The sequence below is a fragment of the Chitinimonas prasina genome (genome assembly GCF_030160395.1).
GTDB lineage: Bacteria > Pseudomonadota > Gammaproteobacteria > Burkholderiales > Chitinimonadaceae > Chitinimonas > Chitinimonas prasina.
Genome location: NZ_BSOG01000001.1, coordinates 388,889 through 403,413, shown reverse-complemented (window position 1 = coordinate 403,413; position 14,525 = coordinate 388,889). Strand labels below are relative to the sequence as shown.

9 protein-coding genes are annotated in these 14,525 nt (G+C 63.1%); 8 read left to right on the top strand and 1 reads right to left on the bottom strand.

Annotated elements, in window-relative coordinates:
* The first annotated feature begins 22 nt into the window (after window positions 1–22).
* From uvrA to QQK16_RS02065, 4 genes are all read left to right on the top strand, one after another.
* On the top strand, window positions 23–2,863 hold the full coding sequence (gene uvrA, locus QQK16_RS02080) for an excinuclease ABC subunit UvrA (RefSeq protein WP_284194761.1): 2,841 nt from the start codon (window positions 23–25) through the stop codon (window positions 2,861–2,863).
* Window positions 2,864–3,001: 138 nt separating this feature from the next.
* Window positions 3,002–4,807: an aminopeptidase P family protein gene (locus QQK16_RS02075; RefSeq protein ID WP_284194760.1), complete on the top strand. Its 1,806-nt coding sequence runs from the start codon at window positions 3,002–3,004 to the stop codon at window positions 4,805–4,807.
* Window positions 4,808–4,862: 55 nt separating this feature from the next.
* Window positions 4,863–5,597 carry a substrate-binding periplasmic protein gene (locus QQK16_RS02070; RefSeq protein ID WP_284194759.1) on the top strand — a complete coding sequence of 245 codons (735 nt, stop codon included), beginning with the start codon at window positions 4,863–4,865 and terminating at the stop codon, window positions 5,595–5,597.
* 140 nt (window positions 5,598–5,737) lie between these two features.
* On the top strand, window positions 5,738–6,121 hold the full coding sequence (locus QQK16_RS02065) for a hypothetical protein (protein WP_284194758.1): 384 nt from the start codon (window positions 5,738–5,740) through the stop codon (window positions 6,119–6,121).
* 230 nt (window positions 6,122–6,351) lie between these two features.
* On the opposite strand, the gene QQK16_RS02060 is transcribed toward QQK16_RS02065, so the two are convergent.
* Window positions 6,352–6,927, bottom strand: coding sequence for a TetR/AcrR family transcriptional regulator (locus tag QQK16_RS02060; RefSeq protein WP_284194757.1), 576 nt, complete (start codon window positions 6,925–6,927; stop codon window positions 6,352–6,354).
* A gap of 156 nt (window positions 6,928–7,083) precedes the next feature.
* Here QQK16_RS02060 and QQK16_RS02055 point away from each other — a divergent pair, with 156 nt between their 5' ends.
* From QQK16_RS02055 to QQK16_RS02040, 4 genes are all read left to right on the top strand, one after another.
* Window positions 7,084–12,717, top strand: coding sequence for an alpha-2-macroglobulin family protein (locus QQK16_RS02055; protein ID WP_284194756.1), 5,634 nt, complete (start codon window positions 7,084–7,086; stop codon window positions 12,715–12,717).
* A gap of 95 nt (window positions 12,718–12,812) precedes the next feature.
* On the top strand, window positions 12,813–13,190 hold the full coding sequence (locus QQK16_RS02050; RefSeq protein ID WP_284194755.1) for a hypothetical protein: 378 nt from the start codon (window positions 12,813–12,815) through the stop codon (window positions 13,188–13,190).
* 29 nt (window positions 13,191–13,219) lie between these two features.
* Window positions 13,220–13,873 carry a Crp/Fnr family transcriptional regulator gene (locus tag QQK16_RS02045; protein ID WP_284194754.1) on the top strand — a complete coding sequence of 218 codons (654 nt, stop codon included), beginning with the start codon at window positions 13,220–13,222 and terminating at the stop codon, window positions 13,871–13,873.
* A gap of 141 nt (window positions 13,874–14,014) precedes the next feature.
* On the top strand, window positions 14,015–14,524 hold the full coding sequence (locus QQK16_RS02040; protein WP_284194753.1) for a glycine zipper 2TM domain-containing protein: 510 nt from the start codon (window positions 14,015–14,017) through the stop codon (window positions 14,522–14,524).
* The last annotated feature ends 1 nt before the right edge of the window (window position 14,525 follow it).

Below are 14,525 nucleotides of genomic sequence, written 5' to 3'. Positions count from 1 at the left end.
CCCGCCCAGTTAGAGCCCGGCCATGAGCTACCATCCTGTCGACCCGAACAATCTGATACGCATACGGGGTGCCCGCACCCATAACCTGAAGAATGTGAATCTGGATCTGCCGCGTCACCAGTTGGTGGTGATTACCGGCCTGTCTGGCTCGGGCAAGTCGTCGTTGGCCTTTGATACGCTCTATGCGGAAGGGCAGCGGCGCTACGTGGAAAGCCTGTCGGCCTATGCCCGGCAGTTCCTGCAATTGATGGAAAAGCCGGACGTGGACCTGATCGAGGGGCTGTCGCCGGCGATCTCCATCGAGCAGAAAGCGACCAGCCACAATCCCCGTTCCACCGTGGGCACGGTGACCGAGATACATGACTATCTGCGTCTGCTCTATGCGCGGGTGGGTACGCCATATTGCCCCGATCACAACCAGGCGCTGGAATCGCAGACCGTGAGCCAGATGGTGGACCATGTGCTGGCGCTGCCCGAGGACACCAAGCTGATGATCATGGCGCCGGTGATCATGGGCAAGAAGGGTGAGAACCTGGATCTGTTCGACGAGCTGCGCGCCCAGGGCTTTGTGCGGGTGCGGGTGGATGGCGAAGTGCATGAGATTGATGCCATACCCAAGCTGGACAAGAACAAGAAGCACACCATCGAGGTGGTGGTGGACAGGCTGAAGGTGCGGGCAGACCTGAAGCAGCGGCTGGCCGAGAGCTTCGAGACGGCACTGCGCCATGCTGACGGCCGCGCCATTGCGGTGGAGATGGACAGCAACAAGGAACACTGGTTTTCGGCCAAGTTTGCCTGCCCGGTCTGCAGCTACAGCCTGCCCGAGCTGGAACCGCGCCTCTTCTCGTTCAACAACCCCATGGGCGCCTGCCCCAAGTGCGACGGCCTGGGGTCCATCCAGTTCTTTGACCAGAAGCGGGTGGTGGCCTTGCCTCACCTTAGCCTGGCAGCCGGTGCCATCAAGGGCTGGGACAAACGTAACCAGTTCTATTTCCAGATGCTGCAGGCGCTGGCCGAGCACTATGGCTTTGATGTCGATGCCGAGTGGGATGCGCTGACGGCGGAAGTGCAGAAGGTGGTGCTGCATGGTTCGGGCAAAGAAGAGATACGCTTTATCTACCTGAACGAGCGGGGCACCAAGTTCGAGCGGGCGCACCCCTTCGAGGGCATCATTCCCAACCTGGAACGGCGCTACCGCGAGACCGATTCGGTCGCGGTGCGCGAGGAATTGTCCAAGTACCTGAACAACCAGCCTTGCCCCAGCTGCCATGGCGCCCGCCTGCGGCTGGAGGCACGGCATGTGCGCATTGCCGACAAGAATGTATTCGAGATCAGCCAGCTGGCCTTGCGTGATTCCAGCAAGTTCTTTGCGGAGCTGACCCTGCAGGGTAACAAGGCGCAGATTGCCGAGAAGATCGTCAAGGAAATCGGTGACCGGCTGGGCTTCCTGGTCAATGTGGGGCTGGATTACCTCAGCCTGGATCGGTCGGCCGACACGCTATCGGGCGGCGAGGCACAGCGCATACGGCTGGCATCGCAGATAGGCTCGGGCCTGACGGGCGTCATGTACGTGCTGGATGAGCCTTCCATCGGCCTGCACCAGCGTGATAACGACCGCCTGCTCGGTACGCTGATGCGCCTGCGCGACCTGGGCAATAGCGTGATCGTGGTGGAGCATGATGAGGATGCCATACGCGCTGCCGACTGCCTGGTAGACATGGGGCCAGGGGCCGGTGAACACGGCGGCCAGGTGCTGGGAGTGGGCAGGCCGGAGGAAATCATGGCCAACCCGGATTCCATCACTGGCCAGTTCCTCTCCGGCGTGCGCAAGATTGCGGTACCCGCACAGCGGCGCCAGCCGCAGCCAGACCGTTGGCTGACCTTGAAAGGCGCCCGTGGCAACAACCTCAAGGGCGTGAACCTGGCCCTGCCGCTGGGTATGATGGTCTGCATCACCGGGGTGTCCGGCTCGGGTAAATCCACCCTGATCAACGACACCCTGTACGCCGCTGCGGCCCGCGCCATCTATGGCAGCAACGAGGAGCCGGCCGCGCATGACGAGATCGTGGGGCTGAATCAGTTCGACAAGGTCATCAATGTGGACCAGTCCCCCATAGGCCGCACGCCGCGTTCCAACCCGGCGACCTATACCGGCCTGTTTACCCCGATACGCGATCTGTACGCTGGCGTGCCGATGTCGCGCGAACGCGGCTATGGGCCGGGGCGTTTCTCCTTCAACGTCAAGGGTGGCCGCTGCGAGGCCTGCCAGGGCGACGGCGTGATCAAGGTGGAGATGCACTTCCTGCCGGATGTGTATGTGCCCTGCGATGTCTGCCACGGCAAGCGCTACAACCGCGAGACGCTGGAAGTGCAGTACAAGGGCAAGAACATCACCGAGGTGCTGGAGATGACGGTGGAGCAGGCGCGCGAATTCTTCGATGCCGTGCCCAGCATAGCCCGCAAGCTGCAGACCCTGATGGATGTGGGCTTGAGCTATATCCGGCTGGGGCAGAGCGCCACCACGCTGTCGGGTGGTGAGGCACAGCGGGTCAAGCTGGCCTTGGAGCTGTCCAAACGCGATACCGGCCGCACGCTCTACATCCTGGATGAACCGACCACCGGCCTGCATTTCCATGATATCGACCTGTTGCTGACGGTGTTGCAGCGCCTGACCGAGCATGGCAATACGGTGGTGGTGATCGAGCACAATCTGGATGTGATCAAGGTAGCCGACTGGCTGGTAGACCTGGGCCCCGAGGGTGGGGCAGGTGGCGGCCAGATCATTGCGACCGGCACGCCCGAGGATGTGGCGGCCAACCCGGCCAGCCATACCGGCCACTACCTGAAAAAGCTGCTGGGCTGATCCCATGCCGGCGTGCCCCGGCTGTATCTATACAGCGGGGGCTGCGCTGCCTAAAGTGGCGCCTTGCCGCGCCTATCGAATCGCTGTCGCGACCGGCCCCACAGGCCGGTCGTTTTCCTATCCCGTACAGGAATCGCCATGAACGCCTCCAGCCAGAATCCCGTCGTCGCCCGTATTGCTGCCTTGCGTAGCGCCATGCTGGCGCAAGGCCTTGCGGCCTATATCGTGCCCTCGGCCGACCCGCATCTGTCCGAGTACCTGCCTGGGCGTTGGCAGGGCAGGCGTTGGCTGACGGGTTTCCGTGGCTCGGTAGGCACGCTGGTGGTGACCGCCGATTTTGCCGGGCTGTGGGTGGACAGCCGCTACTGGACCCAGGCCGAGGCCGAGCTGGCTGGGTCGGGCATTGCACTGATGAAGATTGCGGTGGCCAGCAGCCCGGCACATCTCGATTGGCTGGCAGGCAATGTGGCGGCGGGCGCCAGCGTGGGCGTCGATGGCGCCGTGCTGGGGCTGGCGGCAGCCCGTGCGCTGCAGGCTGCGCTGGATGCCCAGGGCATCGTGCTGCGCACCGAACTGGATCTGCTGGAAACCGTCTGGACCGATCGCCCCAGCCTGCCTGATGCCGCCATCTACCAGCATGAAGCGCCCCATGCCACGGTGAGCCGGACCGACAAGCTGGCCCTGCTGCGTGGCGAGATGCGACGTTTGGGCGCCGACTGGCACTTTGTTTCTACCCTCGACGATCTGGCCTGGCTGCTGAATCTGCGCGGGGCCGACGTGAACTACAACCCGGTGTTCGTCGGCCACGCCTTGATCGGCCAGCATGGCGCCACCCTGTTTGTGGCGGCCGGCAAGGTGGATGCGGCCTTGGCCGCCAAGCTGGCGGGGGATGGCGTGCAGGTGGCCGGGTATGCCGAGGCCGCCGCCGCCCTGGCGGCGCTGCCAGCAGCCGCCAGCCTGTTGATCGACCCGCGCCGCATCACGCTGGGACTGCGCCAGGCCGTGCCGGCAGGTGTCAGGGTGATCGAGGCCATCAACCCCTCCACCTTTGCCAAGTCGCGCAAGAGCGAGGCCGAGGCCGGGTTTGTGCGGCAGGCCATGGAGCAGGACGGCGCTGCGCTGTGCGAGTTCTTCAGCTGGCTGGAGCAGGCGCTGGGGCGTGAGCGGGTGACCGAGCTGACCATAGACGAGCAGATCACTGCCGCACGCCAGCGCCGTGCCGGCTTTGTCTGCCCCAGTTTTGCCACCATTGCCGGTTTCAATGGCAACGGCGCCATGCCGCATTACCGCGCCACCCGCGAAAGCCACGCCGTGATAGAGGGCGACGGCCTGCTGCTGATCGACTCTGGTGGCCAGTACCTGGGTGGCACCACCGATATCACCCGTGTGGTGGCGGTGGGCCAGGTCAGCCCGGCGCAGCAGCGCGATTTCACCCTGGTACTCAAGGGCATGATTGCGCTGTCGATGGCACGTTTTCCGCAAGGCACCCGCAGCCCGCTGCTGGATGCGCTGGCAAGGGCGCCCATCTGGGCGGCCAATATCGATTTCGGCCATGGTACTGGCCATGGCGTGGGCTATTTCCTCAATGTGCACGAGGGGCCGCAGTCCATCTCGCCCCATAGCCCACCCGAGCCGCATACCGCCATGGAATTGGGCATGATCACCTCCAACGAGCCGGGTATCTATCGGCCGGGCCAGTGGGGTGTGCGTATCGAGAACCTGCTGCTGAATGTATCAGCCGGCGGTGGCGAGTTTGGCGAGTTCCTGGCGTTCGAGACGTTGACCCTGTGCCCCATCGATACCCGTTGCGTGGACAAGGCGCTGCTGCGTGCCGATGAACTGGCCTGGCTCAATGACTACCACGCCACTGTGCGCAGCCGTTTGCTGCCCTTGGTGGAGGGCGCCGCGCGCGACTGGTTGCTGCAGCGTACCGAGGCAATCTGACACGGCTGGGGGGGTGATCTAGACTGGATGCATGCCCACTGGAGACACCCTATCCATGTACCGATGCTTGCTGGCCCTATGTCTGAGCTGCTCCTTGCAGGCACAGACCCTGGAGGTTGGGGCGTTTTCCGTAGCGCCCTGGATCATTGCTACCGGTAACGACAAGGTGAGCGGGGCGCTGGTGGATTTCTACAACCAGGACGTGGCGCCCCGTGCCGGGGTCACCTTGCGCTGGCATGGTGCGGTAACAGTCAGCCGGTTGGTGGAAGATCTGCGGCTGGGCAAGCTGCAGTTCTCCCCCATCCTGACCCGTACCCCGGAGCGCCTGCAGCAGCTACGGTTCGGCAACACCTTGGTTGCCCGTTTCGAGCCTTGCCTGGCGGTACTGCCAGCATCGCCGCTTAAGCAGCTTAACCGCCCGGAGGATCTGGCTGGCTTTACCATAGGTTGGACCGTGGGCGGCAAAAACCCGGATTTTCTCGATAACCCTGGCATCAATATGGACAGGACCGGGGTGCCCGAGTGGGAGCTGGCCAACCTGGGCAAGCTGCGGCTGGGTCGCATCGATGCGGCGTATTTTTCCAATCCCCTGACCCCACTCTTCTTTCGACCCATTGCCTCGGTGCAGTATCGCCTGGTGAAAATACCAGTGCCGCCGATCGCGCTCTACCCAGTCTATCCCCCGGATACTGACCCGGCATTGGTGGCACGGATGGATAAGGCTATTGCAAAAGCTTTGTCAGAGGGGCGGCTGGAGCGGCATCTGAGTAACTATCTGCCGCCGGAGTAGCATCTGGACCACGGTGCTGTTTGCGATTCTGTTCGCGCCCAAGCGTGTGCAAGATAGGGACACATTCGGAAACACTCGCCTATTCCACGTCACGGTTCTAAGATTGCGGCCGTTCATGACCGCTATCGAGAGCTGTGACCATGCAAAACCCGTTCGCCAATCTACGTTGGGGCCGCTGGCTGTTGGGCCTGTTGCTGCTGACTGGGTTCTCGCTGGCTGGCTATCTCTGGGTGGTGACCAGCTGGAGCTATGCCGAGGGCGAGCGGGCTGGCTATGTGGAGAAGCTGTCCAAGAAGGGCTGGATCTGCAAGACCTGGGAGGGCGAGCTGGCCATGATCAATATCCCTGGGACCTTGGCCGAGAAATTCCCCTTTACCGTGCATGACGAAAAGCTGGTGCAGGCCATCAATGACAGCATGGGCAAGAAGGTGACGCTCTATTACGAGCAGCATGTAGGTGTGCCCACCACCTGCTTTGGCGAGACCATGTATTACGTGACGCGGGTGCGTACGCTGGAGCGCTAGCGCCCGATATGAACCCAAGCCAGGGATGGCGGATGGGGGGGCGGGGCAGGCGCCAGGGCAACTCTGGTGCGCAACAGCAGCGCAAGCTGAACCCGCAGGCGCTCTCCTGGTTGTATCCCCCCGCACTCGCCGCCGCGCGAGAGTCTCGCTAGCGGCGGTGGATAGGCGACGACACAAACGACAACGCCCTCCTGTATGGGAGGGCGTTGCTTTTACCGTGGCGTGGCGGCTTACTTCTTGCGGATGATCAGCTCGAGTATGCGGTCGGCCAGGTCGGATGGCGTGCCGCCGCCTTCCGGGCGATACCACATTATGGTCCAGTGCAGACCGCCCAGCAGCACCTTGCGCAGCAGGCGGGTGTCTTCGTGTACCAGGCCGGCGGCGGCGGCTTCGTCCAGCACCTGTTGCCAGTCGCGCTCATAGCTGTCACGAAGCTTGATCAGTTCGGCGCGGGCCTTGTCCGAAAGGCTGGGCCATTCATACAGCAGCACCGACAGGGCGCCCTTGTCATCGCCCAGCAGGGTGTCGAGGTGGACACGGCAGACGGTGCGCAGCTTTTCCATCGGCGTCTTGGCCTGGCCCAGCGCTTCTTCCAGGCGATCGGTCAGATCGCCTATGCCGGCAGCCATCACGGCGACCAGCATCTCTTCCTTGGTGCGGAAGTGATAGAACAGGCTGCCCGATTGCATGCCAACCGCCTGGGCCAAGTCACGCACGGTGGTGCGCTCATAACCTTGCTCCTTGAACAGCCGGCTGGCGGCTGCGATCAATTCGGCCCGTCGTGTCTTCTCTTCTTGTGTGGTCATGATGCTTTTCTAGTAGGTGCTGATGTGTCCAGACGATGCGGTATTTTATACGCAATCGCCCGGTCAAGCGCACGCTTGTCATCGGGCATTCCTACGGCATATGCGGGGTGTCCTGCTACCATGTAGCAAAATCAGAGCTACCCCGGAGGTCTACCCATGCGTCCAGCCTTGTTTGCCGCCCTGTTGTGCGGCCTGGCCACCGCTGCTGAAGTCGAATCATTTTCACCACAAGGTGCGGTACGTAATATCCGCCAGGCCAAGGCCATATTCAGCGATGCCATGGTGCGGTTTGGCGATCCACGCCTGCCCGACCCGTTCAGTATCGCGTGTGGTGATGAGCAGGGCAGTGGCCGCTGGATAGACGACAAGACCTGGGTCTATGACTTTGTGCGTGACCTGCCTGACGGCAAGCAATGCCAGTTCTCGCTCAAGCCGGGGACCAAGACCCTGAAGGGTGAGGCGTTGGCCGCCGTGCGATATGACTTCAGCACCGGCGGGCCTGAGCCAGGTGGACGATATGGCCGTACCTGGCCCAGCAGTGGCGATTGGGTGGCCGACAATCAGGTCTTCATCATTCCCTTTGATGTCGCCCCTACGCCGCAAAGCCTGCTGGCCAAGACCCGCTGTGAAGTTGCTGGCCTGCGTGAGCGTCTGCCCGTGGTGGTGTTGGCTGCAGCCGAGCGGGACAAACTGTTCAAGGCGGTATTTGGCGCGCCAGCGGGCTGGCCCGACAATGGCGTGGCGCTGCGCTGCCAGCGCCCATTGCCGGCTGATACGGCCATCAAGCTGGTATTCGACGCCGGCCTTGCCACCGCAAACGGCTTGAGCCTGCGCGAGCCCATGAGCTTTGACTATCAGGTGCGCCCCCACTTTACAGCGACGCTGACATGCGAGCGCACCCGTGGGACGGCAGGTTGTGTACCCATCAGCCCGATTGAGCTGTATTTCAGTGCCTCGGTCAGCGCGACCACGGCCCGCGCCATCGTATTGAGCAGCAACGATGGCAAGCAGCGCTGGGCCGCCGAGCCCATCATCAACGAACCGGGCACGCTGGAAGACGAAGACGGCAAGCGCATGGAGCCGGTGCAGGGGGTGCGTTTCAAGCCCTTGTTCCCCGAGGGCGGCACCTTGCGCCTGAGCCTGCCTGCCAATCTGCGTGATGAGTTCAACCGGCCTTTGTCCAATGCCAAGGAGTTTCCGCTGGCCGTCAAACTCGACAGCTTCCCGCCTCTGGCCAAGTTCGCGGCCAGCTTCGGTATCGTCGAGCGGTCGGTAGGGGCGCTGCCGGTGACGGTGCGCAATGTCGGCGAGGCAGCGCGCGCAAACGAACCTGCTGCGACGGGCGTGTTGGACAAGATCGTGGACCTGGCCAAGGCCGCCACTGGCAATGCTGCGCCCAACCAGGCCAGCCTGGGCCTGGTGTACCGGCAACTGACGCTGACCCGCGAGGCAGACATACTGAATTGGTACTTGCGCCTGCGCCGTGGCGCCAACGGCAGTGAAAACCAGGACTACCGGGCGGCGTCGCTGCTCAAGGGGGTGGCCGATGTGAAGCGCTATCGCCTGCCGGCGCCCAACGACGACAAGGCGGCCGAAGTGATAGGCATACCGCTGCCGCAATCGGGCCTGACCATCGTGGAAGTGGAGAGCACCCGCCTGGGGCAGCGCCTGTTGCAGCCGGTGGCGCCCATGCAGATAGCCGCAGGCGGCCTGGTGACCAATCTGGGCGTGCACTTCCGTCGTGGTTTCGACGATGCGCTGGTGTGGGTGACCACGCTGGACAAGGGCTGGCTGGTCAATGCGGCCAGTGTCAGCCTGCTTGATTGCAAGGGCAAGCTGCTGGCCAGCGGCAAGACCGACAAGCAGGGCGTATGGCGCCATGCCCAGCCGCTGCCGGGTTCACGCTATGACTGCCCCATCTATGCCTTTGCCCGCCTGGGCGATGATGTCAGCTTTGTCTCCTCGGAGTGGGACCAAGGCATCGAGTCGTGGCGCTTTGGCCTGAACACGGAATACGACCGTGACTATCGCCGTACCTTTCATGCAGTGTTTGATCGCGGCCTCTATCGTGCCGGCGAAACCGTTGCCATCAAGGTGTTCGCCCGCGAGAAGACGGCGGGTGGCTTTGGCTGGCTGGCCGATGCCAAACTGCCCAACCAGATCAAGCTGACGCACCGTGGTTCGGACGACAGCGTGGTGCTGCCGGTGAGCTGGAAGAACGGTGCCGCCACCCTGAGCTGGAAGGTGCCGGAAGCGGCCAAGCTGGGCAGCTACGATGTGGTGATGGAGCGTAAGCGGGGCGAGCAGGTGGATAGCCTGGGCTCGGCCGGTGATTTCAATGTGGCGGAGTTCCGGGTGCCGCTGATGCGGGGTGCCCTGAAGCTGCCAGCCCATGCCGTGGCCAGCGACAAGGTGAATGCCGTGGCCCAGGTGCAATATCTGGCAGGCGGCCCTGCTGCGGGCGAAAAGGTGAAGCTGCGGGCGTCCGTTTCGCCCATGGGCGGTCGCAGCCTTGATGATTTCGATGGCTTCTATTTCTCGCGCGGCGATGTATCGCCTGAAGTGCTGGGCCTGAGTGGTGAAGGAGAGGGCGGAGAGCAGGTGCTGAGCGTGCTGGACGCCACCCTGGATAAGGCAGGCGGCGCTAGCCTGGCGCTGAGTGGCTGGCCCATGCCCTCGCGGCCGATGTGGCTGCGCGCCGAGCTGGAATACCGTGACCCCAATGGCGAGGTGCAGACGGCGGCCAACGCCACGGCGCTGTGGCCTGCGGCCTTGCAGCCCGGGCTCAAGGTCGAGGAGATGGGGGCCAACGGCACACCCATGCAACTGGCCCTGGCCAGCCTGGTGGGTAAACCGCTGGCTGGCCGGACGGTAAAGGCGGAGGCCTGGTTGCGGCAGGTATTCAGCCACCGCAAACGCCTGGTGGGGGGCTTCTACAGCTATGAGAGCACCACCCGCTACAAGGCGCTGGGTGAACTGTGCAGCGGCCGGACCGATGCGCGAGGCCGTATGCCCTGCCTGTTGCCGGCCAAGCATGTGGGCGAGATCGTGGTGCGGGTAGCCGCCCAGGACGATGCGGGCAAGACGGCCTACACCTATGACGAGGTGTACGCCTACGGTGATGGGACGAGCTGGTCGGGTGGTAGTGACAGCGACCGCATCGACCTGATTGCTGACAAGAAAACCTATGAGCCGGGCGAAACAGCCACGCTGCGGGTGCAAATGCCGTTCCGCGAGGCGACGGCGCTGATCGCGGTGGAGCGGGAGTCGGTGCTGGAGTGGCGCACCCAGAACCTGACCGCGGCCAACCCGGTGGTCAAGGTGCCGTTGAAAGCCAGCCATGGCCCCAATGTCTACGTCTCGGTGCTGGTGGTGCGCGGCCGGCTGATGGACCCTGCCGCCACGGCCATGGTTGACCTGGCCAAGCCGGCCTACAAGCTGGGCATCATCAAGCTGCCGGTGGGTATCAAGGGCTACAAGCTGGATGTGAAGGTGACAGCCGACAAGGCGCTGTACCAGGTACGCGACAAGGCGATGGTGCGCATTGCGGTGAAGACACCGGATGGCAAGCCAGCGGCCAAGGGCGCAGAGGTTGCCCTGGCGGCGGTGGATGAGGGCCTGCTTGCGCTGCGTGCCAATGATTCCTGGAAACTGCTGGAAGCCATGCTGGGTGAGCGGCCCTATGGTCTGAACACGGCGACGGCCCAGGGGCAGGTCATAGGCAAGCGCCACTATGGGCGTAAAGCCGTGCCGGCAGGCGGTGGCGGTGGCCGTAACGGCACCCGCGAGCTGTTCGATACGCTGCTGCTGTGGAAGGCCAGGGTGGTACTCGATGCCAAGGGCGAAGCCATGGTGGAGGTGCCGCTGAATGATTCGCTGACCAGTTTCCGCATTGTTGCCGTAGCCAATGCCGGTGCCGACCGGTTTGGAACAGGCTCGACCAGCATACGCGCCAGCAAGGATGTGATGCTGTTCTCTGGTCTGGCCCGCAGTGTGCGCCAGGGCGATCGCTTCGAAGCGGGTTTTACCGTGCGCAATACCACCAGTCAGGCACTCAAGCTGGTGGTCCGGCCCAAGGTGCAGGGCTTGGCAGCGCTGGCACCACAGCAGGTGGAGCTGGCGGGCGGTGCAGCGCAGGAACTGCTGTGGCCAGTCACGGTGCCGGGCGATGCCAGTGAATTGAAGTGGACGGTGGAGGTGGCCAGCGACAGCGGCAAGCTGTACGACACCATCAGCCAGCCGCAGGCGGTGCTGGAAGCCGTGCCGGTGCGGGTGCTGCAAGCAACGCTGGCCCAGCTGGCACCCGACTACAACCTGCCGGTGGCGCGGCCTGCCGATGCCCTGCCGGGCCGTGGCGGCCTGGAGGTGACCTTGTCGCCCAGCCTGGTTGCAGCGCTGGACGGGGTGGAAGGCTATTTCCGACGCTACCCCTATACCTGCCTGGAGCAGCAGACTTCCCGCGCCTTTGGCTTGAATGACCAGGCCGGCTGGCAGGCTGTGGTCGGCCAGCTGGATGCCTATCTCGATAGCGATGGACTGGCGATGTATTTCCCCGGCCTGTCGCGTGGTAGTCCGGTATTGACCGCCCATTTGCTGACCTTGTCGGCTGAAAGTGGCTGGGCCTTGCCGGATGCCGGCCGGGAACGCATGAAATCCGCCCTGACCGCGTATGTACAGGGGCGTCTTGCAATTACCCCGTCGGGCAGCAACAGTACCAATCGTGCAGCATACAAGCTCGATGCCATTGCGGCGCTGGCGCGCCACGGCGCGGCTCGCCCGGCCATGCTCGATGGCCTGGTGCTGGAGCCCAATCGCTGGTCTACCGCGACCTTGCTGGACTGGATGGCGGTGCTGGACAAGGTGACCGACCTGCCGCAGCGGGCCGAGCGTATCAAGGAGGCCAGGCAGGTACTGAATGCCCGGCTGGATTTGTCTGGCACGACCCTGAATTTCTCTGGGACGGAACGCTGGGAAGGCTGGTGGATGATGGACAGCCAGGATGCTGATGCAGCGCGCATCCTGATTGCTGCGCTGGATCGCAAGGAGAAGCAGGCAGACCTGGGCCGTATCGCCCGAGGCCTGGTAGGACGGCAGCAGCGCGGCCATTGGGATACCACGGTGGCCAATGTCTGGGGTACGCTGGCACTACGGCGCTTCGCCGCCGAAGTGGAGGCCGGCCAGCCCACCGGACGTACGGTGGCCAAGCTGGTTGGCGAGCAAAGCCTGGACTGGGACAAATCGGCCAAGGGTGGCAGCCTCAAGCTGGCCTGGCCTGACAAATCCGGCAGCCTGGGCCTGAGTCACCAGGGCAGCGGCAAGCCATGGGCTGTGATACAGGCCCGCGCGGCACTGCCCCTGAAGGCGCCGCTGGCTTCGGGCTACAGGGTGGAGAAGCAGTGGACTGCAGTGGAGGCGCGCGGCAAGGGCCAGGCCAGGGGCGATGTCTGGCGCGTGCGCCTGACCATACACGCTCAGGCTGACATGAGCTGGGTTGCCATTAATGACCCGATACCGGCTGGTGCGCAGTTGCTGGGCCGTGGTTTTGCCACTGATTCGAAGTTGCTGGCAAGCAACGAGGAAAGCTCGGGTGCCGGGCCGACCTTCGAGGAGAAGGGTGACACCGCCTACAAGGCCTATTACGAGTGGCTGCCCAAGGGTAGCCATACGGTGGAATACACCGTGCGACTGAACACCCGTGGCGACTTTGCCTTGCCGCCAACACGGGTCGAAGCCCTGTACGCGCCAGAAAGATTTGGCGAGATTCCTAACCCTGCCCTCAAGATAGAGTGAGTTACTGCCGATTAACCCTATGTGAGTAATGCCAGAATCTGGCTTACAATTCGTAAACAGGATTAATAAAGCGCCGGAACACAATGACAACACGCATGTTTTTGCTTGCCATGATGGTGTTGGGACTCTCCGGTTGTGAGCGCCTGACCGAGCTGGCCAACCAGGCCAAGCTCAATGGCCGGGCAATCGGTGCGGCCTGCCGGCATTCCGGTCGGGCGCTGGAGGACTGCTTTCAGCGCAACGTTCGTGTCTCAAAAGCCGATATTTTTGCCGGCTGGAAAGAGATGAACGAATATATGACCAAGAACAAGCTTGATGTCATCACGCCACCCCCCGACCAGCCGCCCAAAGGGCCGGTGACCTCGGTGGAGATAGGCGGGGGCACCGAGCCTGCGGATGAGGCGGCGAGCGAAACCAGCTCGACCCCTGTCACCGAGAAGCCGGCAGCGGCAACGTCTGCTGCCGGCGCTTGAACAACACCGTATCAACCACTTGGTGTCGCATGATCGCCACGCTGAAGCAAATCCCGTTGTTCTACGGACTCTCCGATGAGGAGCTGTCCCATATCGAGGCATCCGCCGCTGCCAAGACCTACCCCAAGGGCGCCATCATCATCAACGAAGGGGACGCCGGTAGCTCGATGTTCCTGTTGATGCAGGGGCGGCTCAAGGTGTTCGTCAGCGACTCCAACGGCAAGGAATACGTGCTGGCCGTGCTGGGGCCGGGCGAGTATGTGGGTGAGCTGGCCCTGCTGGATGACGAGCCGCGCACGGCATCGGTGGAAACCGAGGAACAGAGCACCTTTCTGGTGATCCAGAAGGAGGACTTCCTCGCGCTGCTGCACAACCATCCCAATATCCAGTTCAAGGTGCTGGTCAGTTTGGTCCGGCGTACCCGGCAACTGACCGAGGCAGTCAAGAACCTGGCGCTGAAGGATGTCTATAGCCGTGTCAGGCTGTTGTTTGAAGACCTGGCGGTGGAACTGGAAGGCGTGATGCAGATCGAGGGCCATATGACCCAGCAGGCCATTGCCGACCGGGTGGGCTCTTCCCGCGAGATGGTGGCCCGTATCATGAAGGAACTGGTGTTTGGCGGGTATGTGCGTATCGAGAACCGCCGGCTCATCATTCTGCAGAAGCTGCCAGAGGCATTCTGACCTGTCTGGCTGCAGCTGCAGCAGAAAAGACCAGCCCAGTGGCTGGTTTTTTTTGTGCCAAGGCAAGGTGTGGAGCATTCAGCTTTGGTTCACTGCACCCGGCGCATAGTGCGTTCCATACCCCAACGTAAGGAGCACGCCATGAAACACCTTGCCCTCTTTAGCCTGATTGCCACCAGCTTCGTGGCTGCCCACGCAGACAGCTTCAATGATACGGCCCGTGTGAAGAGTGTGGAGCCGCAATACGAGCGTTACAGCACGCCGCGCAAGGAGTGCAGCAGCGAATGGGTGACCGAGACCCGTCGCGTTGGCGGCGAGCGTCAGTATGGTGGCGCGGTGGTGGGCGGCATTGCTGGCGCCGTGATCGGCAACCAGGTAGGCAAGGGCCATGGCCGCGAGGCTGCCACTGCCCTGGGTGCCGTGGTCGGTGCGCTGGCCGGTGACCGTATAGACAACCGTGACAACCACGAACGGTATGAAGAAGTGCCGCGTGAGATCAAGCGTTGCCGCACGGTGGAGGACTGGGAGAGTCGCATCACTGGCTACCGCGTCAATTACGAGTACCGTGGCCAGCAATACACCACCTTTACCCGCGACAATCCCGGCAAGACCATGTCTGTGCGAGTCTCGGTCGAACCGCTTGAGCCGTAAT

What these genes read in the sequence shown, in the direction of transcription:
- QQK16_RS02055 (WP_284194756.1), top strand. Translation starts at nt 7,084, where the DNA reads ATGCGTCCAGCCTTGTTTGCCGCCCTGTTGTGCGGCCTGGCCACCGCT.
- QQK16_RS02045 (WP_284194754.1), top strand. Translation starts at nt 13,220, where the DNA reads ATGATCGCCACGCTGAAGCAAATCCCGTTGTTCTACGGACTCTCCGAT.
- QQK16_RS02065 (WP_284194758.1), top strand. Translation starts at nt 5,738, where the DNA reads ATGCAAAACCCGTTCGCCAATCTACGTTGGGGCCGCTGGCTGTTGGGC.
- QQK16_RS02070 (WP_284194759.1), top strand. Translation starts at nt 4,863, where the DNA reads ATGTACCGATGCTTGCTGGCCCTATGTCTGAGCTGCTCCTTGCAGGCA.
- QQK16_RS02060 (WP_284194757.1), bottom strand. Translation starts at nt 6,927, where the DNA reads ATGACCACACAAGAAGAGAAGACACGACGGGCCGAATTGATCGCAGCC.
- uvrA (WP_284194761.1), top strand. Translation starts at nt 23, where the DNA reads ATGAGCTACCATCCTGTCGACCCGAACAATCTGATACGCATACGGGGT.
- QQK16_RS02075 (WP_284194760.1), top strand. Translation starts at nt 3,002, where the DNA reads ATGAACGCCTCCAGCCAGAATCCCGTCGTCGCCCGTATTGCTGCCTTG.
- QQK16_RS02050 (WP_284194755.1), top strand. Translation starts at nt 12,813, where the DNA reads ATGTTTTTGCTTGCCATGATGGTGTTGGGACTCTCCGGTTGTGAGCGC.
- QQK16_RS02040 (WP_284194753.1), top strand. Translation starts at nt 14,015, where the DNA reads ATGAAACACCTTGCCCTCTTTAGCCTGATTGCCACCAGCTTCGTGGCT.